This window comes from Pseudomonas sp. SWRI111 (assembly GCF_014268555.1).
Classification (GTDB): domain Bacteria; phylum Pseudomonadota; class Gammaproteobacteria; order Pseudomonadales; family Pseudomonadaceae; genus Aquipseudomonas; species Aquipseudomonas hamedanensis.
This window is the reverse complement of sequence record NZ_JABWQQ010000029.1, coordinates 42,207-61,990: the sequence shown is the minus strand read 5'-3', so window position 1 is coordinate 61,990 and position 19,784 is coordinate 42,207. Positions and strand designations below refer to the sequence as shown.

At 60.3% G+C, this 19,784-nt stretch carries 21 protein-coding genes; 6 read left to right on the top strand and 15 right to left on the bottom strand.

Annotated elements, in window-relative coordinates; all coding sequences use genetic code 11:
- Positions 1-114 precede the first annotated feature (114 nt).
- A complete protein-coding gene (locus HU755_RS24565; protein ID WP_016770600.1) occupies positions 115-336 on the bottom strand; it encodes a YgdI/YgdR family lipoprotein in 222 nt (73 codons plus the stop codon).
- A gap of 78 nt (positions 337-414) precedes the next feature.
- Positions 415-1,017, bottom strand: coding sequence for a molybdenum cofactor guanylyltransferase MobA (mobA, locus tag HU755_RS24560; RefSeq protein WP_186637455.1), 603 nt, complete (start codon positions 1,015-1,017; stop codon positions 415-417).
- Positions 1,018-1,098: 81 nt separating this feature from the next.
- Between mobA and moaB the strand changes: the two genes are divergently transcribed.
- On the top strand, positions 1,099-1,638 hold the full coding sequence (moaB, locus tag HU755_RS24555) for a molybdenum cofactor biosynthesis protein B (RefSeq protein WP_122591925.1): 540 nt from the start codon (positions 1,099-1,101) through the stop codon (positions 1,636-1,638).
- The gene (glp, locus tag HU755_RS24550; protein WP_186637453.1) at positions 1,622-2,848 is read left to right on the top strand and encodes a gephyrin-like molybdotransferase Glp; all 1,227 of its coding nucleotides are present in this window, start codon (positions 1,622-1,624) and stop codon (positions 2,846-2,848) included. Before moaB ends, glp begins: the two co-directional genes overlap by 17 nt.
- A 61-nt stretch (positions 2,849-2,909) precedes the next feature.
- Here glp and HU755_RS24545 read toward each other — a convergent pair whose 3' ends face one another.
- Entirely contained in the window at positions 2,910-3,218 is a 309-nt protein-coding gene (locus HU755_RS24545; protein WP_186547125.1) for a hypothetical protein, read from the bottom strand.
- A gap of 315 nt (positions 3,219-3,533) precedes the next feature.
- On the opposite strand from HU755_RS24545, the gene yegS reads away from it, so the two are divergent.
- The gene (gene yegS, locus HU755_RS24540; protein WP_186637451.1) at positions 3,534-4,451 is read left to right on the top strand and encodes a lipid kinase YegS; all 918 of its coding nucleotides are present in this window, start codon (positions 3,534-3,536) and stop codon (positions 4,449-4,451) included.
- Here yegS and HU755_RS24535 read toward each other — a convergent pair.
- The 4 genes from HU755_RS24535 to HU755_RS24520 form a co-directional block, all read right to left on the bottom strand.
- Entirely contained in the window at positions 4,435-5,094 is a 660-nt protein-coding gene (locus tag HU755_RS24535; RefSeq protein ID WP_186619180.1) for a response regulator transcription factor, read from the bottom strand. The two genes, yegS and HU755_RS24535, sit on opposite strands and share 17 nt — an antisense overlap.
- Positions 5,091-5,984, bottom strand: coding sequence for a sensor histidine kinase (locus HU755_RS24530; protein WP_186637458.1), 894 nt, complete (start codon positions 5,982-5,984; stop codon positions 5,091-5,093). Before HU755_RS24530 ends, HU755_RS24535 begins: the two co-directional genes overlap by 4 nt.
- A gap of 485 nt (positions 5,985-6,469) precedes the next feature.
- Positions 6,470-6,940, bottom strand: a complete 471-nt coding sequence (locus HU755_RS24525; protein WP_186637448.1) for a hypothetical protein — start codon at positions 6,938-6,940, stop codon at positions 6,470-6,472.
- Positions 6,941-7,184: 244 nt separating this feature from the next.
- On the bottom strand, positions 7,185-7,403 hold the full coding sequence (locus HU755_RS24520) for a hypothetical protein (protein WP_186637445.1): 219 nt from the start codon (positions 7,401-7,403) through the stop codon (positions 7,185-7,187).
- Between HU755_RS24520 and HU755_RS24515 the strand changes: the two genes are divergently transcribed.
- A complete protein-coding gene (locus HU755_RS24515; RefSeq protein ID WP_186637442.1) occupies positions 7,393-8,328 on the top strand; it encodes a chemotaxis protein CheV in 936 nt (311 codons plus the stop codon). The genes HU755_RS24520 and HU755_RS24515 overlap by 11 nt on opposite strands.
- Positions 8,329-8,494: 166 nt before the next feature.
- Complete coding sequence (locus tag HU755_RS24510; RefSeq protein ID WP_186637438.1) at positions 8,495-9,301, top strand: MOSC domain-containing protein; 807 nt, start codon at positions 8,495-8,497, stop codon at positions 9,299-9,301.
- Between the two features lie 69 nt (positions 9,302-9,370).
- On the opposite strand, the gene HU755_RS24505 is transcribed toward HU755_RS24510, so the two are convergent.
- The 8 genes from HU755_RS24505 to HU755_RS24470 form a co-directional block, all read right to left on the bottom strand.
- Positions 9,371-9,655 (bottom strand): pyrimidine/purine nucleoside phosphorylase, encoded by a 285-nt coding sequence (locus HU755_RS24505; protein ID WP_007940055.1) that lies wholly within the window; start codon positions 9,653-9,655, stop codon positions 9,371-9,373.
- 70 nt (positions 9,656-9,725) lie between these two features.
- A complete protein-coding gene (locus tag HU755_RS24500; RefSeq protein WP_186547131.1) occupies positions 9,726-10,268 on the bottom strand; it encodes an exonuclease domain-containing protein in 543 nt (180 codons plus the stop codon).
- 69 nt (positions 10,269-10,337) lie between these two features.
- Complete coding sequence (locus tag HU755_RS24495; RefSeq protein WP_186637435.1) at positions 10,338-12,299, bottom strand: acetyl/propionyl/methylcrotonyl-CoA carboxylase subunit alpha; 1,962 nt, start codon at positions 12,297-12,299, stop codon at positions 10,338-10,340.
- A gap of 327 nt (positions 12,300-12,626) precedes the next feature.
- Entirely contained in the window at positions 12,627-13,424 is a 798-nt protein-coding gene (locus HU755_RS24490; protein ID WP_186637434.1) for an enoyl-CoA hydratase/isomerase family protein, read from the bottom strand.
- A complete protein-coding gene (atuD, locus tag HU755_RS24485) occupies positions 13,421-14,578 on the bottom strand; it encodes a citronellyl-CoA dehydrogenase (protein WP_186619185.1) in 1,158 nt (385 codons plus the stop codon). The genes HU755_RS24490 and atuD overlap by 4 nt, the downstream gene beginning before the upstream one ends.
- A gap of 30 nt (positions 14,579-14,608) precedes the next feature.
- A complete protein-coding gene (locus HU755_RS24480) occupies positions 14,609-16,225 on the bottom strand; it encodes an acyl-CoA carboxylase subunit beta (protein ID WP_186637432.1) in 1,617 nt (538 codons plus the stop codon).
- 3 nt (positions 16,226-16,228) lie between these two features.
- Positions 16,229-17,098 (bottom strand): SDR family oxidoreductase, encoded by an 870-nt coding sequence (locus HU755_RS24475; protein WP_186637430.1) that lies wholly within the window; start codon positions 17,096-17,098, stop codon positions 16,229-16,231.
- A 13-nt stretch (positions 17,099-17,111) separates the two neighbouring features.
- Positions 17,112-18,896 (bottom strand): acyclic terpene utilization AtuA family protein, encoded by a 1,785-nt coding sequence (locus HU755_RS24470; RefSeq protein ID WP_186637428.1) that lies wholly within the window; start codon positions 18,894-18,896, stop codon positions 17,112-17,114.
- Between the two features lie 184 nt (positions 18,897-19,080).
- Between HU755_RS24470 and HU755_RS24465 the strand changes: the two genes are divergently transcribed.
- Entirely contained in the window at positions 19,081-19,704 is a 624-nt protein-coding gene (locus HU755_RS24465; RefSeq protein ID WP_186637426.1) for a TetR family transcriptional regulator, read from the top strand.
- Positions 19,705-19,784 lie beyond the last annotated feature (80 nt).

The window sequence follows — 19,784 nt, the reverse complement described above, 5'->3', positions numbered from 1 at the left end:
GAAAAATGCCCGTATCTTGCGATACGGGCATTTTCTTTAACCGGCCAGCAGAATGCTAGGTTTTCACACAGTCTGAAATCTGCGGGCTTTTCTGTATCCGGCGTGCCGCTGAGCTTACAGCTCTTTAACGGTACGTACCTGATCCTTGTTGATGCGAGTTTCTTTGCCGTCCAGCTGCTGAAACTCGTAGAAGCCCGAATCATCATCGTATTTCGGGGTGTCGACGGCCTGGATTTCGCGACCGTCATTCAAGGTGATCACTGTAGGCGAGGAGCAACCGGCGAGGGTGGCCAGGCCCAGTGCGAGCATGAAAGTGGCGAGGGTCCGTTGAGTCATGGGTGTGTCTCCGAATGGGAAATCTTCTGGTTACTGAGCTTGAGACGTACACAAGGCGTGAGAGTTCCTTGAATGCTGTCAGTCTGACACAGTGTTGTGCGCATTTAACAGTTCAGGGGTATTGAGGTTGGCCAGGCGCGGGTCATTGTCAGGGCATTGCAAGGCGTTCGCGCCGAGGTTGCGCATCACCCGGCCGGGGCTGCGTTCGCCGCTTTTCCAGGCCTCTTCGAATGCCGGTAAAAGGCCGACCGGAATCACGCAGAGCAACGGTTGCCAATGCGCTCCCTCGCGCAACATTAAAGGTTTTTCAGGTTGCTCGCTGGCGGCCTCACGCATACGTTGCAGCAGGGCTTCGTCAATCAGCGGAACATCGCACGGCAGGACCAGCAAGTGTGAATGACGGGCGACTTTCAGGCCTGCCAGAATCCCCGCCAGCGGTCCCGGAAAGTCTCCTTCGTCATCAGCCACCAGTTGATCGGCAAACGGCGCATAGCGCTGACGATTGCGGTTGCACGAGATGATCAAATCGTCAGTCAGCGTGCGGACCTTGCGTTGCTGATGCGCAATCAACGGTTCGCCCTGCCACGGCACCAGACCTTTATCCTGGCCGCCCATGCGTTGGCCGCGTCCGCCTGCCAGAAGCAGAATCGAGCAGGGCGGCAATGGCGTTGGCTGGGGCATGGCAGCTCTCCACAGGGAAGGCGAAAAAATCGAGCGCTGTGATATAACACCGGGCTGTTTCTTCTACAACTGGATGAGCCTATGAAAGCCAAGGCTGATGTACCTTTCGTGCCGCTTAATATAGCGGTGTTGACGGTCAGCGATACCCGCACCCTCGAAACCGATACCTCAGGCCAGGTGTTTGTCGACCGCTTGACAGCGGCGGGCCACAATCTGGCGGAGCGGGTCTTGCTCAAAGACGACCTGTATAAAATTCGCGCGCAAGTCGCCAACTGGATCGCCGATGATGTCGTGCAGGTGGTGCTGATCACCGGCGGCACCGGTTTTACCGGGCGTGACAGCACACCGGAAGCGGTCGCGTGCCTGCTTGATAAACAGGTAGACGGCTTTGGCGAGTTGTTCCGGCAAATCTCGGTAGCCGATATTGGCACCTCGACCGTACAGTCGCGGGCACTGGCCGGTCTGGCCAACGGCACGCTGGTTTGCTGCCTGCCAGGCTCGACCAACGCTGTACGCACCGGTTGGGACGGCATTCTCGGCGAGCAACTGGACGCGCGTCATCGCCCGTGCAACTTCGTCACCCATCTGAAACAGGCGGCGCCTTGTGAATCCCGTGGGTAAGCCGGGCAAAACCGCCAGCTTGATGCCGGTCGAAGCGGCCCTGGCGCGTCTGTTGGAAATGGCCGATGCATCGCCGATTGCCGAGCGCGAGTACTTGCCGCTGGCTCAGGTCGAAGGGCGAGTGCTGGCTGAAGATCTGGTTTCCACACTGGATCTGCCACCTTGGCCAAACAGCGCCATGGATGGCTACGCCCTGAATGTGGCGGATTGGACGGGTGAACCCATGCCGGTCAGCCAGAAGGTGTTTGCCGGGCAAGCCCCGGAGCCGATAAAGCCTGGGACCTGTGCGCGAATCTTCACCGGCGCGCCGGTACCCGCGGGTGCCGACTGTGTCGAGATGCAGGAAAACACTGAGCTCCAGGCCGATGGGCGGGTGCTGTTCACTCAGCTCATGAAGGCCGGTCAGAACATCCGCCCGCAAGGTCAGGAAACGACCGTGGGCGAGTGCGTACTTGCCGCCGGCACCCGGCTGGGACCGATCGAGCAAGGCTTGTCAGCTTCGTTGGGCTGCGCAGGCCTGAGCGTGGTGCGTAAAGTGCGTGTGGCGGTATTGTCCACAGGCGATGAGCTGGTTGAGCCTGGGCAGGCACTCGGCCCGGGGCAGATTTACAACAGCAACCGCGTGGTGCTGTGCAGTTGGCTGCAGCGTCTGGGATGTGAAGTCATTGATGCGGGCATTCTTCCGGATGATCTGGCCGCGACCCGGCTTCGTCTGAGCGAATTGCAGGATGTCGATCTGATCCTGTCTACCGGTGGAGTCTCTGTCGGCGAAGCCGATTTCCTTGGCATAGCGCTGCGGGAAGAGGGGGAGCTGGCACTGTGGAAACTGGCGATCAAACCCGGAAAACCGCTGACGTTCGGACATTTTCGCAATGTTCCGGTCATTGGTCTTCCTGGCAATCCGGCTTCGACGCTGGTGACCTTCGCGTTGCTGACACGCCCTTATTTGTTAAGGCGCCAAGGCGTACAGGACGTCGAGCCGCTGAAGTTCACGGTGCCGGCGGGTTTTGTCTGGCCTGTGGCCGGAAACCGTCGCGAGTACCTGCGGGGCCGGCTTGAGCAAGGTCGGGCGATGATTTACCAAAATCAGAGTTCTGGCGTGCTGCGTAGCGCCGCGTGGGCCGACGGGCTGGTGGAAGTGCTGGAAGGACGCACGCTGACTGAAGGGGACGAGGTTGCTTTCATTCCATTAAGCGAGCTTCTGGGCTGATCCCGTTGCAGCCAGTACACGCGTCGGCTGATAAAGCTGACGCGCGTAAAAAAACGTTGAGTCAATTGCTGATCAGTGACACCAACTGGTCGAATCGGCTATTGGCGACCCAACCCAGCAACCCCAGCACGATCGTCGTCGCACCGGCCGAATAGGCCAGTCGATGCTTGATCGTTTTGACATCGTTGCGAACTTCGTCCATGTCCCGGCGGATGTATTTGAGATGGGTTTCCAGCTCGGTGACACGAGGTTCCATTTCGATTTCTCCAGGGGTCTTGGCGCTTTTATTGAAATCCGACTGATGACTTGCGCGACTTTCGGCGAGGGCGGCGACCGGACTCACTGGTATTCTGGCTTCATGACTTTGCATGGAAACATCCACCGGCTATTTCAAGTGAACGCTTGCTGCCTGATCCATCTGGTGAACGGTCATCAGCCCTCGGGGCGTATCTGCTCATTACCGGCACATCCTTGTGTTGTTGGGTTGAAAAACGATACCGCCGGCACACGTTGACCTAATGCTTGTGCCGGGTCAATTGAGCCGATTCCTCATGTTTCGTAAGAAAAAGTACCACCGTGTAGGACGCTGCAGCCGGACAGGTGAATTTATTGAGACGCTGACGGCTTTTTTGCGCGTCGCGGTGGTCAAGATGATTCAACCGTATCAATTCTGGGAGTGACGTTTATGAGTGAGCGCCGGGCACTGTTGATTCTGCATGGCAAGCAGGCACTCAACGAGGCTGTTCGTGCAGCCGTACTGGACCGGCGCGAGCGGGGTTGGGAGCTGGCGGTTCGGCTGACCTGGGAGGCCGGGGATGCCAAGCGCCTGGTGGAAGAAGCCCTGGCAGCTGGATACACGCACATCATTGCCGGCGGTGGCGATGGCACGTTGCGTGATATTGCCGAAGCCCTGGCCAAGCACCCACGCAAAGCCAGCCTGGTCCTGCTGCCGCTGGGGACTGCCAATGACTTTTGTCGTGCCGCCGGTATTTCGCTGGAGCCTGCCGAGGCCCTGGAGCTGCTTGATACGCCGCCCACTGACATCGATCTGGGCGAAGTGGGCGGACAGATTTTCCTCAATATGGCCACCGGCGGATTCGGCAGTCAGGTCACTGCCAATACCTCTGAAGATTTGAAAAAAGTCTTGGGCGGCGCGGCCTATCTGTTCACGGGTTTGTCCCGATTCAGCGAGTTGCATGCCGCCTATGGCGAATTGCAGGGGCCGGATTTCCAATGGCAAGGCGAGCTGCTGGCATTGGGCATCGGCAATGGTCGCCAGGCGGGAGGCGGGCATGTCCTGTGCCCCGATGCGCAGGTGGATGACGGGCTGCTGGACATCAGTATTCTGCCGGCCCCGCAGGAACTGGTTGGCACGTTGAAGAACCTGCTCACGGAAGGTTTCGGCATCGACAGTATGTTTGTGCGGGCACGGCTGCCCTGGGTCGAGATCAAGGTGGCGGAAGGGCTGTACATCAATCTCGACGGTGAGCCGCTGGAGGGCAACAGCCTGAGGTTTGCCGCGCGGCCGGCAGCCTTGCAGGTGCATTTGCCCAAGCATTCGCCGCTTTTGGCGCGCTCGGCGTCAATCAGTCGTCAAGGCTGATGATCTGCTCGCGCACGGCGAATAACACCAGGCCGGCCACGTCGTAGATTTGCAGGCGCTTCATGATCTGCGAGCGGTGGGTCTCGACGGTCTTGATGCTCAGCCCCAGACCATTGGCGATTTCGCGGGTGGATTTGCCCCGGACGATCAGCCTGAGGATTTCCAGCTGGCGCGCTGTCAGGTTGTGCGACTCGGCAACTTCCGGCTGGTTTTTCTGATTGCGGGTCAGTGCCTGGTTGATCACGGTGTGAGCGATGGCCGGGCTCAGGTAGCGCTCGTTGTTACGCAGGGCTTCCAGCGCGTGTTCAAGCTCGGTGGCAGTGGTGTCCTTGAGCAGGTAGCCATGGGCGCCGGACTCCAGCGCCTGCATGATCAGGGCCGGGTCGGTGTGCATGGAAAGGATCAGGACCTTGCTCTGCGGGCGGACCCGCTTGAGGCGTTGCAGGGCTTCCAGACCGCCGGTTTCCCTCATCGAGATATCGAGCAACACGATGTCGGGACTCAGTTGCTCGACCATTTCGAGCAGTTGCGAGCCGTCATTGGCTTCGCCGATTACCGCGTAACCGGGAATATCCAGCACCAGAGCGCGCACGCCGGCCCTGATCAGCGAGTGGTCATCCACCAGAAGTAAGTTACAAGTCAACGCATAACCTTATTCGTACTGGCCCGCTCGAGTGCTCGGGGCGCCCAGGGGAAAAGTGCTTCGATTTGTGTGCCTTTGCCCGGCTCGCTGGTGACGCTCAGTGTGCCGCCCAGCTGTTCGATCCGCTCGGCCATCCCGGCCATGCCCCGTTGTCCTTCCCGTCCCGGATTGGCTGCGGGGGCAAACCCGAGCCCGTCGTCGCTGATCAGCAACGTCAGACCTTGCGGCAGTCGCTGAACACGCACCAGCAGGTTTTGCGCTTGTGCATGACGCAAGATATTGGTCACCGCTTCCTGGGTGATACGGAAAGCGGCGACCGCCATTTCCTCCGGGATACCGTTCAGACGCTGCTGGCAATCGAGGCTCCAGTGTACCGAAGTATTAGCCAGTGTCTTGAGCAGGTGCGCACGCAGGCTGGCTTCCAGACCCAGGCTGGTCAATTGACGCGGATTGAGAATCGCCGAAACGTCGCGCACCTTGTTCAATGTTTCTTCAAGCGTGTCGCAGAGCACCGTACATTGTTCCTGCAGGTCTTGCGGCAGGCGCCGTTTAAGCCATTCGCCTTGCAATTTAGCGGCGGTCAGCAACTGGCCGATATCGTCATGCAATTCGCGGCTGAGCCGATGGCGTTCGTTCTCCTGGACCTGAAGCAGACGATCGGCCAGTTCCTGTGGCTGAAACTTGATCGACTTGCGCGACAAGCGATATTGCACCCAGACGCACGCTGTGGCCGCGATATTGAGCAACAGCAGGGCGAGGCTCACTGGCGCAGAAAAACCGTAGGTCAGCAGGCTGCCGAGCGCTGCCGCGACGCACAGTATGAGTGTGATCCGGCGGGCATTTTCCCGGGAGGGTGGCCATGTGATGAATGACTTGAGGCTGGCGTACATAACGAATGGAGCCACTGGATGTTCGCTGCGGGCAGACCGGCCGGTGGCGGGCGATCTCTGTCTGAAATACTGTCGATTCTGCTACTTGATTCAACAAGGCTCAGTAAGCGGTAGTTGATTGTCCACTGCGGCTGAGGCCGATGATAGACGTCACTTTGCCACTAACTGGGCGGTCACTGACTGCGCGGCATAATACCACTTAAGATACCGTTGGTCGCGTACGCGATAGAGGTCCGATGGGGCATAAAACACGCCACCGAGGACGTCAGTTCCATAATCGGGAAAAGCCGGAACACGGCTGTTGGGCAGTTATCGATAACGCCTGAATTCGCACGCTTGATAGACAGGCAAACCCTGATGGCGGTGCGAAAAAAATCGCAGTATCCAAGTGAGATTATTTGAATCGATGTGTCGCGGGTGGGCATGAACTATTCAATTACGACATTCAGCTATTGGCTGTGCGCGATTTGCCGCGCGAGGTCCGATCAGGCCTGACGCTCGGAAAATGCCAGTTGCGGCAAACGTTTGCTCGTCAGGGCCGGCTGTACAGTGCCTTGACCGATCTGGAAGGCGAACGCTTCAAGCAATGCGGCCTGTTCGCTTTCTTCCAGATCCAGTTGGCCGGTCTGCTGGTCGACCAGCTCAAGCTGCCATGCCATCAGTGTGAGGCAATCCTTCAAGGCATCGAGTGCCTGCTCGTGCAGGTCGATCCGGACCCGCGCGCTGTCGATCACGCTGTGCAGGTGCTGGCAGAACTCGGAGATCGCCACCAGCGCCAGCGTTTCGGCCCGGTTTGCCAGTTTGAGCAGGGTAGCGAGCAGGCAGTCAATGGCATCCTTGTCATTGCTGATCAGTTGCAGGTGGCTCAAGCATTCCTCGGTTTTGGCAAGGAGCGCTTCGGCCTCGACCAGAAACTCGGGGAAGCGTTGCGCCCAGTCTTTGCGGTCGATTGGCATGCTTATCTCCACAACGTCATGTCTGATGGGGGAATGCCGTGTGTGGCGACGATCGTGAATCGTCGGCAGATCGCGCCCAGACGTGCAAGTGCACAGACTGAGAGGTTCCAGGGGGTGTGTTGCCACTGAACTGCGATCGCACACAATAGCCTGACTCCGTTCATGCAATGAGAATGGCGTCACATTAATGGCTATTGGATATTGCGAATATCAGGTTGGGCCTGATTGTGGGTAGGGGAATCCCTTAGGCGCGGGAACCTAACGTGCGAATTGAGGTCGCGCCGCATTGAATGTAGCAGATGAAATAACGAAAGCCAGTAAAGCATGATGTTAATGTGACATCAATGCCCGCCTGTGGCATTTTGCGGATGTTTTTTGTGCGATCAAGATTCGCGCCCGGCAGCCGATAAACCTTCTTAATGAATTCACCCGAACAAGCCCAGGAGTCATTGATGGCCGGCATTCTCGACACGGTAGACCAACGCACGCAACTGGTGGGTGAGAATCGCCTGGAAATTCTCATGTTTCGACTCGCCGGACGCCAATTGTTCGCGATCAACGTGTTCAAGGTGCAGGAAGTGCTGCAACTGCCGAAACTGACGCTGATGCCTCAGCGTCACCCGTTCGTGTGCGGTGTGGTCAACCTGCGCGGGCAGACGCTGCCAGTGATCGACCTGTCCCAGGCGATCGGCATGCGCCCGCTGGTGCCGGGCCCCAACAGCACGATTATTGTCACCGAGTACAACCGCTCGGTTCAGGCATTTCTTGTCGGCGGCGTCGATCGCATCGTCAACATGAACTGGGAAGCCATCCTGCCACCACCGGCCAGTGCCGGCCGTCAGCACTACCTGACAGCGATCAGCAAGGTCGACGATCAGTTGGTGGAAATTATCGACGTCGAGAAAGTCCTCGCCGAAATCGTCCCGTACAACGCCAAGGTCTCGCGCGAGAAACTCGACGACCCGGTGCTGGAGCGCGCCCGTGGTCGCGAAGTGCTGCTGGTGGACGATTCCAACGTGGCGCTCTCGCAGCTGCGCGACACACTCGGCCAGCTCGGGGTGAAAATGCACATCGCCAGCGACGGCTTGAAAGCGCTGAACATGCTCAAGGCCTGGGCCGATACCGGTGTGCACATGACCGACAAGCTGCTGATGATCTTCACTGACGCGGAAATGCCGGAAATGGACGGCTACCGCCTGACCACCGAAATCCGTAACGACCCGCGTCTGCGTGGTCTGTATGTGGTGCTGCATACCTCGCTGTCGGGCAGCTTTAACGACTCGATGGTGAAAAAGGTCGGTTGCGACAACTTCCTCTCCAAGTTCCAGCCGGACAAGCTGGTCGACGTGGTGCGCCAGCGTCTGATGCTCGATGTCGTGCCGGCCTGATCACACACCCATTGTAGGAGCGAGCCTGCTCGCGATAGCGCTGTGTCAGCCCCAGATCATTACCTGACACAGCGCTATCGCGAGCAGGCTCACTCCTACAGTTATTGCTCTTTGATTCCTGATCAAGCTCGTATAGGGTGGCGTTTTTCCATCAAGGAAGCTGGCCATGCTGCGTCTCAGCGCGCTTTATCGTTACCCGTTGAAATCCGGCAAGGGCGAAGTGCTGCAAAGCATCGAACTGGACAAGTTGGGGTTGGCGGGGGATCGACGCTGGATGCTGGTGGACGAGGCCAGCGGCCGCTTTTTGACCCAGCGTGCCGAAGCGAAGATGAGCCAGCTGTCGGCCCTGTGGAATGCCCGTGGCGGCTTGACCCTCAACACTCCTGAGCAAGGTTCGATCGAGATTGCGTTACCTGACGACAACGCCGAACTGCGTGGCGTGACGATCTGGCGTGACACCCTGCGCGTGCCGGACGCCGGGGATGAAGCCGCGCGCTTCGTCAGCGATTTTCTTGGCAAGCCGACGCGGCTGGTACAAATGCCGTTGGAGCGGGCGCGAACCACGCAATCGGGTTTCGGCAAGGACGACGACCAAGTGGCGTTTGCTGACGGTTATCCATTGTTATTGATCGGCGAAGCATCCCGGCAGGACTTGTCGGAAAAAGTCGGGCGACCGCTGGAGATGCTGCGTTTTCGCCCGAATCTGGTTATCGAAGGCAGCGCGGCTTACGCAGAGGACGGCTGGAAGCGTATTCGCATCGGCGATATCGAGTTTCGCGTGGTCAAGCCGTGCTCGCGTTGCATCATGACCACCGTCGACCCACAAACCGGTGAGCGTAGCGCCGACCGTGAGCCTTTCGCGACATTGCAAAAGTACCGGACAACCGCCGATGGCGCGATGTTCGGACAGAACCTGGTCAATGACGGCAATGGTCGCCTGGAAGTCGGCATGCCGGTGGAAATTCTCGAATAACTGTCACTGAAACAAAAATGCCCGTGTTGCTGAACACGGGCATTTTTTTTGGCGGTCAAAACGGCTGGATCAGCCGCGGTATTCGCACAGATAAGCGGTGTCGACCGCCACTTTCAACTGAAACTTGCTGTTGGCCGGTACGTTGAATTGGCTGCCGGCGGCGAAGGTTTCCCAGTCGCTGCTGTCTGGCAGTTTGACCGTCAGCGCGCCGGACACCACGTGCATGATTTCACGCTGGCTGGTGCCGAATTCGTATTCGCCCGGGGCCATGACGCCAATGGTCGCTGGACCCTCGGCGGTGCCAAAGGCGATCGACTTGACGGTGCCGTCGAAGTACTCGTTGACTTTAAACATGGGCGATTCCTCGAAAAGGGCTTAAAAGGGGGCGGCCAGTATGCACAAGGCGTTTAGCGCCGTCACGTGCCTATAGCGGCAGCACCAGCGGCAATAACCGAGCCGTGTTGCGCGCATCTTCCAGAGCGCGATGCTGCTGACCGCTGAACTGCATGCCGGCCAGTTGCAGGGCGCCGTTGAGCCCCAGTGGCCGGTCGAGGCGGCGGGCCTTGGCGAAGCGCTGTTTGAGGTTCATATGCGGCACTTTGCTCAAGCCGCTGTCGAGTTGCAGGCGCTGCCATTCCTGGAGCAACTGCTTGCGGTCGTAATCGCCCCAACTGGCCCAACCCTCGAGGCGCGGCTGATGCTGCGCGAGCCAGCGTTCGAACGCCGGCCAGACCTCGGTCAGCGGCTGGGCGGCGTCGATATTGGCTTGGCTGATGTGCGTCAGCTCACGACAGAACGGGGTAAGCAAAGGCCGCCGTGTCGGTTTGACGAAGCGCTGAAAGTGATCCTGCTCGCGCCCGGCACGATCGACCAGCGTGGCGCCGATCTCGATAATTTCCATTTCCGTGACCGGCCAGCCGCCTTCATCGGTGGTGGCTTCCAGATCTATGACCAGCCAGTGTGGCATCGCAGGGTTCCTGATTTCGCGTTCTGATTGTTCAGAGCGTAGTCAAACCCCGCGCCGGTGTCCGGGCGACTACTCGACCTGCAACAGAACCTGACGATTTTTTACCTGATCGCCGACCTTGACTTGCACCCGCTTGAGCACGCCATCGATCCCGGCCTTGAGCGGGTGCTCCATTTTCATTGCCTCCAGCACCACCAGCAACTGACCTTTGCTGACCGTACTGCCTTCGCTGACCAGTACGTCGACGATGGCGCCGTCCATCGGCGCTTTCAGTGTGCCGGAGCTGACGCTGCTCTGACTGTCGATCACGGCCTGAGTTCGATCCTCCAGGCGCAGGCTGCCCGGATGGGTGAACAGCCAAAGCTGTTCGGCGTCCAGACGATAGGCGTGGCGTTGGCGCAAACCGTCGATGTCCAGCGTTATCGATTGTGCGGTGAGCTCGATGACTTTTGCGATCAGCGTGCGTTCGCTGACCTGCACCGAGAATTCGCCGGATTGGCGCGCCAGGACGGACAGCGCCCAGTCCTGTTCTTCACCGCCCAGTCGATAGTGCAAAGGCACGCTGGCGTTGTTGCGCCAGCCATTCAGCGGCGGGCGATGGGGCAGGGCGCTCGCCTGATAGAACAACACCACTGCAATCGCCAGTTGCTCCGCCGTTGGCACATAGGTGTTCAGGCAGGCATGGCTGGAAAAATGTTGCTGGATGAAAGCGGTGCTGAAGTCGCCGTTGATGAACTGCGGATGTTGCAGCAGGCTTTCGAGCAATCGTTGATTGCTTTGCACGCCGAGCAGTACCGTGTCCTGCACCGCGCGCAACAGCTTGCGCCGCGCTTCTTCGCGGGTGGCGCCGTGGGCGATCAGTTTGCCGAGCATCGGGTCGTAGAACGGGCTGATCGACTGGCCTTCAAGCAGACCGTGGTCGATGCGCGCCCCGTGTTGCTCGGCCGGCGTCCACGCCGTGATGCGGCCGGTTTGTGGCAGAAAGTCCTGCGCAGGATCTTCTGCGTACAGGCGCACCTCCATCGCGTACCCCATGAGCCGGACCTGCTCCTGAGTCAGCGGCAGCGGCTGCCCTTCGGCAACCCGCAATTGCCAGGCGACCAGATCAATTCCTGTGATCATTTCCGTCACTGGATGCTCGACCTGCAAGCGCGTGTTCATTTCCAGAAAGTAGAACTGGCCGCGCGCGTCGAGCAGAAACTCCACGGTGCCGGCACCGACGTAATCCACGGCACGACCGGCCTTGAGCGCCGCCTCACCCATGGCCTGACGCAACTCGGCGGTCATTACCGGGCAGGGTGCTTCTTCGATGACTTTCTGGTGGCGGCGCTGGATCGAGCAGTCGCGTTCGCCGAGGTAGACCAGATTGCCGTGCTGGTCGCCGAACAGTTGCACTTCGACGTGACGCGGTTCGATCAACGCCTGTTCAAGGATCAGTTCGTCGCTGCCGAATCCGTTCAGGGCTTCCGATCGGGCGGTGCGCAATTGCGCCGGCAGATCGCTGGCATCGTGCACCAGACGCATGCCGCGTCCGCCGCCGCCGGCGCTGGCCTTGATCATCAGCGGGTAGCCGATGCGTGCGGCCTCGCGCAGCAGAGTGGCGTCGTCCTGCGCGGCGCCCTGATAACCGGCGATGCACGGCACGCCCGCCGCAAGCATGGCGATTTTCGACAGGCGTTTGCTGCCCATCAGTTCGATTGCTTCGACGCTGGGGCCGATGAATGTCAGGCCAGCGTCGTCGCAGGCGCGGGCGAACTCGGCGTTTTCCGAGAGAAAACCGTAGCCAGGATGGACGGCATCGGCCCCGCTGCGAAGGGCCGCGTCGAGGATAGCTGCGATATTGAGATAGGACTGCTGCACCGGCGCCGGGCCGATGTGCACGGCCTGATCGGCCATTTGCACATGCAGCGCATCGGCGTCGGCGTCGCTGAACACGGCGACGGTGCGATAGCCGAGGGCCTGGGCGGTACGCTGGATGCGGCAGGCGATTTCACCGCGGTTGGCGATCAGGATTTTGTGAATGGCGGGCATGGTGGGTTTCCTGAATGGTTGGCGGTGAATGTGATGGCCTCTTCGCGAGCAGGCTCGCTCCCACATTTGGAGCGCATTCCAACCCGGGATTTGCTTAAGGGTGGGCATGGTGGGTGTACCTTGGGTGTTGGCGGTGAATGTGATGGCCTCTTCGCGAGCAAGCCCGCTCCCACATTTGGAATGCATTTCAACCCGGGATTTGCTTGAGGGTGGGCATGGTGGTTTCCCTTGGGTGTTGGCGGTGAATGTGATGACCTCTTCGCGAGCAGGCTCACTCCTACAGGGGAATGCATTCCAAATGTGGGAGCGGGCTTGCTCGCGAAGCTTTCAGGTGGCCCACCGCGGTTTACGCTTTTGCACAAAAGCCATGGTTCCCTCCACACCTTCGGCGCCAGTCACCGCCGCGCTGAACCACTGAGCCGCCTCATCAAGCAACTCACTCGACGGCTGCCCGGCGCTCGCCAACAACAATTTCTTGGTCGCGGCATTCGCTTCAGGTGCGCAGCGCAGCACCTGTTGCAGCACCTCATCCAGTCGTTCTGCCAGTGCCTGGGCATCCTGTTCAACGAAATGCACCAGCCCCAAACGCAGCGCCTCAGCGCCATCGAAACGCGCAGCGGTCAGCGCCAGTCGCCGGGTTTCGGTCAGCCCGATGCGTTGCACCACAAACGGTGCGATTTGCGCCGGGATCAGCCCCAGGCTGGTTTCCGGCAAACCGAACTGCGCCTGGTGATCGGCGAGAGCGATATCGCTGACGCAGGCCAGACCCAAACCGCCGCCCAGCACGGCGCCTTGCAACAGGCAGATCAGCACTTGTGGGGCGTGCTGGGCTTCTTCGAGCAAGGCCCCGAAGGCGCGGTTCAACTCGCGGTAAGCCTCCGCGCCCTGGGCCCGAGCGTTGGCCATGTCCTTGAGGTCGCCGCCAGCGCAGAAATGCCCACCGGCACCGCTGAGCACCAAGGCCCGCACCGCACGGTCATCGCGTACCGCGGCCAGCAGCGCACGCAATTCGCCGACCATTTGCAGGCTCATCGCGTTGCGGCTGTCCGGGCGATTGAGGGTGATGTGCAAGACGCCGCCGTGCAGTTCCAGCAGCAGCGTCTGGCACTCGGGCAGGTGGCTCATTTCTTTTTCCCCGGCAGGATGCCCATCAGTTTGCAGATGATCCCCAGCATGATTTCGTCAGCGCCGCCGCCAATCGACACCAGCCGCACGTCGCGATAGGCGCGGGCCACCGGGTTGTCCCACATGAAGCCCATGCCGCCCCAATATTGCAGGCAGCTGTCACTGACTTCACGGCCCAGGCGTCCGGCCTTGAGCTTGGCCATCGACGCCAGCCGCGTCACGTCCTGGCCTTTGATGTACTGCTCGGTGGCCTGGTAGACCAGCGCGCGCAGGCATTCGATTTCAGTCTGCAGTTCGGCGAGGCGAAAGTGGATGACCTGATTGTCGATCAGCGCGTTACCGAAGGTCTTGCGCTCCTTGCAGTACTCGATGGTGCTGTCGATGCAATATTCCAGGCCCTTGATCATGTTTGCCGCGCCGAACAGGCGTTCTTCCTGAAACTGCAGCATTTGCATCATGAAGCCTGCGCCTTCGTGGCCGATGCGATTGCGTTGAGGCACGCGCACGTCATCGAAGAACACCTGCGCGGTTTCCGAGCTGCGCATGCCGAGTTTGTCCAGGTGCGAGCCGAGGCTGATCCCCGGCGTGTTCATCGGCACCATGATCAGCGACTTGTTGATGTGCGGTTTGTCGTCCGAGGTGTTGGCCAGCAGGCAGATGAAGTCGGCGCTCGGCGAATTGGTGATCCACATTTTGCTGCCGTTGATCACGTAGTCGTCACCGTCCTTGCGCGCGGTGGTTTTCAGCCCGGCGACATCGGAGCCGGCGCCGACTTCGGAAACGCCGATGCAACCCACCTGCTCGCCGCTGATTGCCGGGCGCAGGAATTCTTCGCGCAGTTCATCGGAGCCGAAACGGGCCAGCGCGGGTGTGCACATGTCGGTCTGCACGCCGATCGACATCGGAATGCCGCCGCAATGGATGGTGCCGAACTCTTCGGCAGCCACGATCGAATAGCTGTAATCGAGGCCCATGCCGCCGAATTTTTCCGGTTTGGAAATACCCAGCAGGCCCAGATCGCCAGCCTTGCGGAAAATCTCGTGGATGGGAAAGCGCCCGGCTTTCTCCCACTCATCGACGTGCGGGTTGATCTCATGTTCGACGAACTGGCGGACGGTGCGGCGCAAGGCTTCGTGTTCCGGGGTGAAGATCATTATTGTTGTTCTCCGTAGGATCCGTGGCGGTCAGAAGCGGCTGACGCCGAAGCTGTTGGGTTGCAGCTTACGAAGGTCGGCTTCGTGGCAGATATCCAGCAAATAGCCGAGCAGGGTGCGGGTGTCGCGCGGATCGATCAGGCCGTCGTCCCACAGGTTGGCGCTGCCGTAGAGCGCGGTGGATTGGCTGTCGAGTTTCTGCGCGGTCATTTGCTCCAGCATGTCGAGCATTTTCGGGTCCGGCACCTGGCCGTCCTTGAGCTGTTTGGCTTCGGTAACGATGCGCAGCACCTTGCCGGCCTGAGCGCCACCCATCACCGCTGTGCGGCTGTTCGGCCAGGCGAAGATGAAGCGTGGATCGAGACCGCGTCCGCACATCGCGTAATTGCCAGCCCCGTAGGAACCGCCGACGACGATGGTCAGTTTCGCCACTCGTGCGTTGGCCACGGCCTGAATCAGCTTCGAGCCGTGTTTGATCACGCCTTGCTGTTCCGATTCGGTGCCGACCATGAAGCCTGTGGTGTTGTGAAAAAACAGCAGCGGCGTCTGGCTCTGGTCGCACAGTTGAATGAACTGCGCCGCCTTGCTCGCACCGTTGGGGGTGATCGGCCCGTTGTTGCCAATGAAGCCGCAGGCGCGGCCCTGAATTTTCAAGTGGCCGCAAATCGTCTGCTGATCGAACTCGCCTTTGAATTCGAGGAAGCACGATTCGTCGGCGATGCGTGCGATGATTTCGCGCACGTCATACGGTTTTTTCGGGTCATCGGGAATCAGGCCGAGCAGCTCGTCGATAGGGTAGAGCGGCTCTTTGTACGGCGGCCGCGCGCGCCATGGCAACTGCTCGTTCCATGGCAGCATGCGCATGATGTCGCGTACCTGACGTATGCCGTCAGCGTCGTTTTCAGCCAGATATTCAGCAGTGCCGGCGACCTGCGCGTGCATCTCGGCGCCCCCGAGTTCTTCGTCGGTGGCGATTTCGCCGGTCGCCGCTTTGAGCAGTGGCGGGCCGGCGAGGAACAGCTTGGCCTTGCCGCGCACCACCACCACGTAATCCGACAGCCCCGGTTGGTAGGCGCCGCCCGCCGTGGCCGAGCCGTGCACCACGGTAATCTGCGGCAGGCCCTGGGCCGACATCCGCGCCTGATTGGCAAAGCTGCGCGCGCCTTCGACGAAAATTTCCGCCGCGTAATTAAGGTTGGCACCGCCGCTTTCGGCGAGGGTGATAACTGGCAGTTTGTTTTCCTGGGCGATCTGTTGCAGGCGCAGGGATTTTTTCAACCCGCTTGGCGAGATGGTGCCGCCCTTGATCGCGCTGTTATTCGCCACCACCATCACGCGCACGCCGGACACATAGCCGATGCCGGCGATCAGGCCGCCGCCGGCCGCGCTGCCGTCTTTGTCGTCGTGCAACTTGTAGCCGGCGAGGCTGGCCAGTTCGAGGAACGGCGCGCCGGGGTCGAGCAACAGGTTCAGGCGTTCGCGGGGCAACAATTGTCCGCGCTTATCGAATTTGGCTTTGGCTTCGGCGGCCTTGCCCAGCAGGTTCCGTTCCAGCTGTTGCACTTGCTCGATGGCCGCCAGCATGGCCGCGCGGTTGCGCGCGAACGCGTCACTGTGCGGGTCGAGTTGCGACTGTAGGTGCGCCATGGCTTATTCCTTGTCCTTGAGCACTTCTGGAAGATAGGCGCGGTGAAAGCCGTTGAACGACTCGCTGTGGCTGGCCTTGTGCAGCGGCCAGGCGCGACTGCCGAGGCTGGCGGCACCGTCGATTTTCACCGTGGTGCCGCTGATGAACGCGGCTGCCGGACTGAGCAGAAACACGATCGCTGCACTGACTTCCGACTCGGTGCCGATGCGTTTTAGCGGCACATGCTCGCGCAGGGTCGGGATCACCGCTTTGAACGCGCCTTCATAGGTGTCCATGCCGCTGGAGGCGATCCAGCCGGGCGCCACGGCGTTGACTCGCACCCCGGCGTAACCCCACTCGAACGCAGCGGTCTTGGTGAAGTTGTCCATGCCCGAGCGCGCCGCGCCGGAGTGGCCCATTCCAGGCATGCCGCCCCACATGTCGGCGAGCATGTTGACGATGCTGCCGCCGTGTTTACTCATCGATTGATTGAACGCTTCGCGCGCCATCAGGAAGCCGCCGACCAGATTGGTGCGCAACACGGTTTCGAAGCCTTTCTGATTGATCGAGGCCAGGGGTGACGGATACTGACCGCCGGCGTTGTTCACCAGCCCGTGGACCGGCCCATGCTCGGCGATCAGATCCTTGATCAACTGCCTGACTGCTTCTTCATCGCGAATGTCGCAAGCGTTCCAATGTGCACGACCGCCGTCCTCGGCAATTTCGGCGGCGACTTTTTCAAGCTTTTCCGGCTTGCGCCCAACCAGCAGCACATTAGCGCCGAGCGCTGCCAGTTCGTGGGCGGTGCAACGGCCGATACCACTGCCGCCGCCGGTGACAATGACGTTCTGGCCGCTGAACAGATCGGCTTTGAAAATCGACGCGTAAGCCATGCGCACCCCTCCTTTAATCGAGCTGTTCGGCGATGCTTGTTGGCACCGGAATCTGGATTTCCAACAATTGCTGGGCAAAGGCTTTGCCCTGCGGGTCGATGCGCAGACTGGCTACGCCGCCACCGCCGAGGGCGTTTTCCAAAAGAAAGTTGAGGCTGTGAGTGCCGGGCAAATACCAGCGTTCGACGCGGCCCAGGACCGGATCGAGGACATGACGCATCCAGTCGACTACCACCGAAGTGGTCAGCGCTTCAGCGATCCACGGCAGGTAGTCGGGGTGGCGCGGCAGTACGCCGATGTTGCTGTGGTTGCCCTTGTCGCCAGAGCGCGCCACTGCCAGTTTCACCAGCGGCACACTGGCATCGGCGCGCCCTTGAGGTTTGGGTGGTTGATGGGCGAGCGGTAAATCCTCGCTGGCGAGCGCAACCTGCGAGGGCAGGGCGCAGGGATAGCGTTCACCGGCCATTTCGACGTGCAGGCTGCAGGCGGTTTTGTCGATCAGGAACGAGAACAGGCGGATCAATGGATAAACCGTCGGGCGTCCACCGACGATACCGGTCAGGCCCGGAGCCATGCCGGTCGCGGCCTGGGCAATCTCTCTGGAGAACAGCACCAGGGCTTTTTTCTCGGGATGGCGCACGGCGATCTTGATTACCACTTCACGGCTGTCGCGGCGTTGACCGTGGGGGCCATAGGTGGCTTCGCTGCCGAGCAATTCGATGTGGGTTTCGCTGTAGGGCGCCCAGCCTCGCAGGCTGAACATTTCAGCGGTCTTGTCGATGATCGCCTGACTGACGCGCCGTGCTTTTTCCACTGCGTCGATGCCGGCCATCAGGCAACTGGCGGTGCAGCGAAAACCATCCGGGTACGTCGCGCTGACCTTGTACTTGTCGGTCGGCGGCAGGCCTTTGGCGCCGTGTACGTGGACAACGTTTTTACCTTGCTGCTGAAGTTTGACCTGGGAAAAATCGCAGACCACATCAGGCAACAGATAGGCCTGCGGATCGCCGATCTCATAAAGCATCTGTTCGCCGACAGTCAGCGGCGTGACCAGCCCGCCGGAGCCTTCGGGTTTGCTGACGATGAATTGGCTGTCGGCGCTGACTTCGACGATCGGAAAGCCGATGTGCTCGTAATCCGCCACGTCGCGCCAGTCAGTGAAGTTGCCGCCGGTGCATTGTGCGCCGCACTCGATGATATGCCCGGCCAGTGCGGCCTGGGCGAGTTTGTCGTAGTCGTGCCACGACCAGCCGAATTCGTGGACCAGCGCGGCGCTGACCACCGCACTGTCGACCACCCGTCCGGTGATGACGATGTCCGCGCCCAGGCGCAGCGCTTCGACGATACCCGGCGCGCCGAGGTAGGCGTTGGTCGATACGCACAGCGGCGGGAGCGGGGCGCCGCTGAACATCTCGGTGACGCCGGTGAGTTGTTTGAACCGGGGTTGCAGGTCATCGCCCAGCAGCACGGCGATTTTCAGGTCAATGCCGGCGTTGTCGCAGGCCGCTTGCAGCGCGGCGGCGCAGGCGTGCGGATTGACGCCGCCGGCATTGCTGATGACGCGAATGTTCTGCTCGGCCAGTTGTGGCAACAGCGGTGCAAGCACTTCGATGAAGTCGCTGGCGTAGCCTGCCTGCGGGTCTTTCATGCGTGCCCCTGCCATGATCGACATGGTGATCTCGGCGAGGTAATCGAACACCAGATAATCCAGGCGTCCAGCGCTTACGAGCTGCGCGGCGGCGGTCGATGTATCGCCCCAGAAGGCACTGGCGCATCCGATGCGGACGGTGGTTGGCATGTTTATCTCCGACTCAGAAGCCTGCGACAGAAGTGTCTGGAGGCTACCAAGCAAGCGCTTGGTTTGTAAACAGTTGAAACTATCTTCTGCCCAAGCGCTTGCTTGGTCACGGTGCGCGGCTTAAATTGCGCGCAACCCTCAAGGTTCGGGGGGCAACGCACTGATCGACTGTAGGAGAGAACGGGTGGACGAGCAAAAAGCCCTGGGGGTCATGCGCCAATTGGTCGACGCGGGCCAGTTGACCGACCCTGACAGCGCCCGCGGCAAATTGCTGCAAGTGGCGGCTCACCTGTTCCGCAACAAAGGCTACGAACGTACAACAGTGCGCGACCTGGCCGGTGCGGTGGGCATTCAGTCGGGAAGCATTTTTCATCACTTCAAGAGCAAGGACGAAATCCTGCGCGCGGTGATGGAAGAAACCATCCGTTACAACACCGCATTGATGCGCGCAGCGCTGGCCGAAGCCAGCGATGTGCGCGAGCGCGTGCTGGCGCTGATCCGCTGCGAATTGCAGTCGATCATGGGCGGCAGCGGCGAAGCCATGGCAGTGCTGGTCTATGAGTGGCGGTCGTTGTCCGAGGAAGGTCAGGCCAAAGTCCTCGCGCTGCGCGATATTTACGAAGACCTCTGGCTGCAAGTGCTGGGCGAAGCCAAGGACGCCGGTTTTATTCGCGGCGATGTTTTTATTACTCGACGTTTCCTCACCGGCGCACTGTCCTGGACCACCACCTGGTTCCGTGCCGGCGGCAGTTTGAGCCTCGATCAACTGGCTGATGAGGCGCTGATTCTGGTCCTTGAAGAGCGTTGAGCGAGTTTCTATCCGGCCGGGAAACTGGCTAACTGGGCGAAACCGCCTAGCTTGAATGCATTGATCGATCTTTTTTCGGG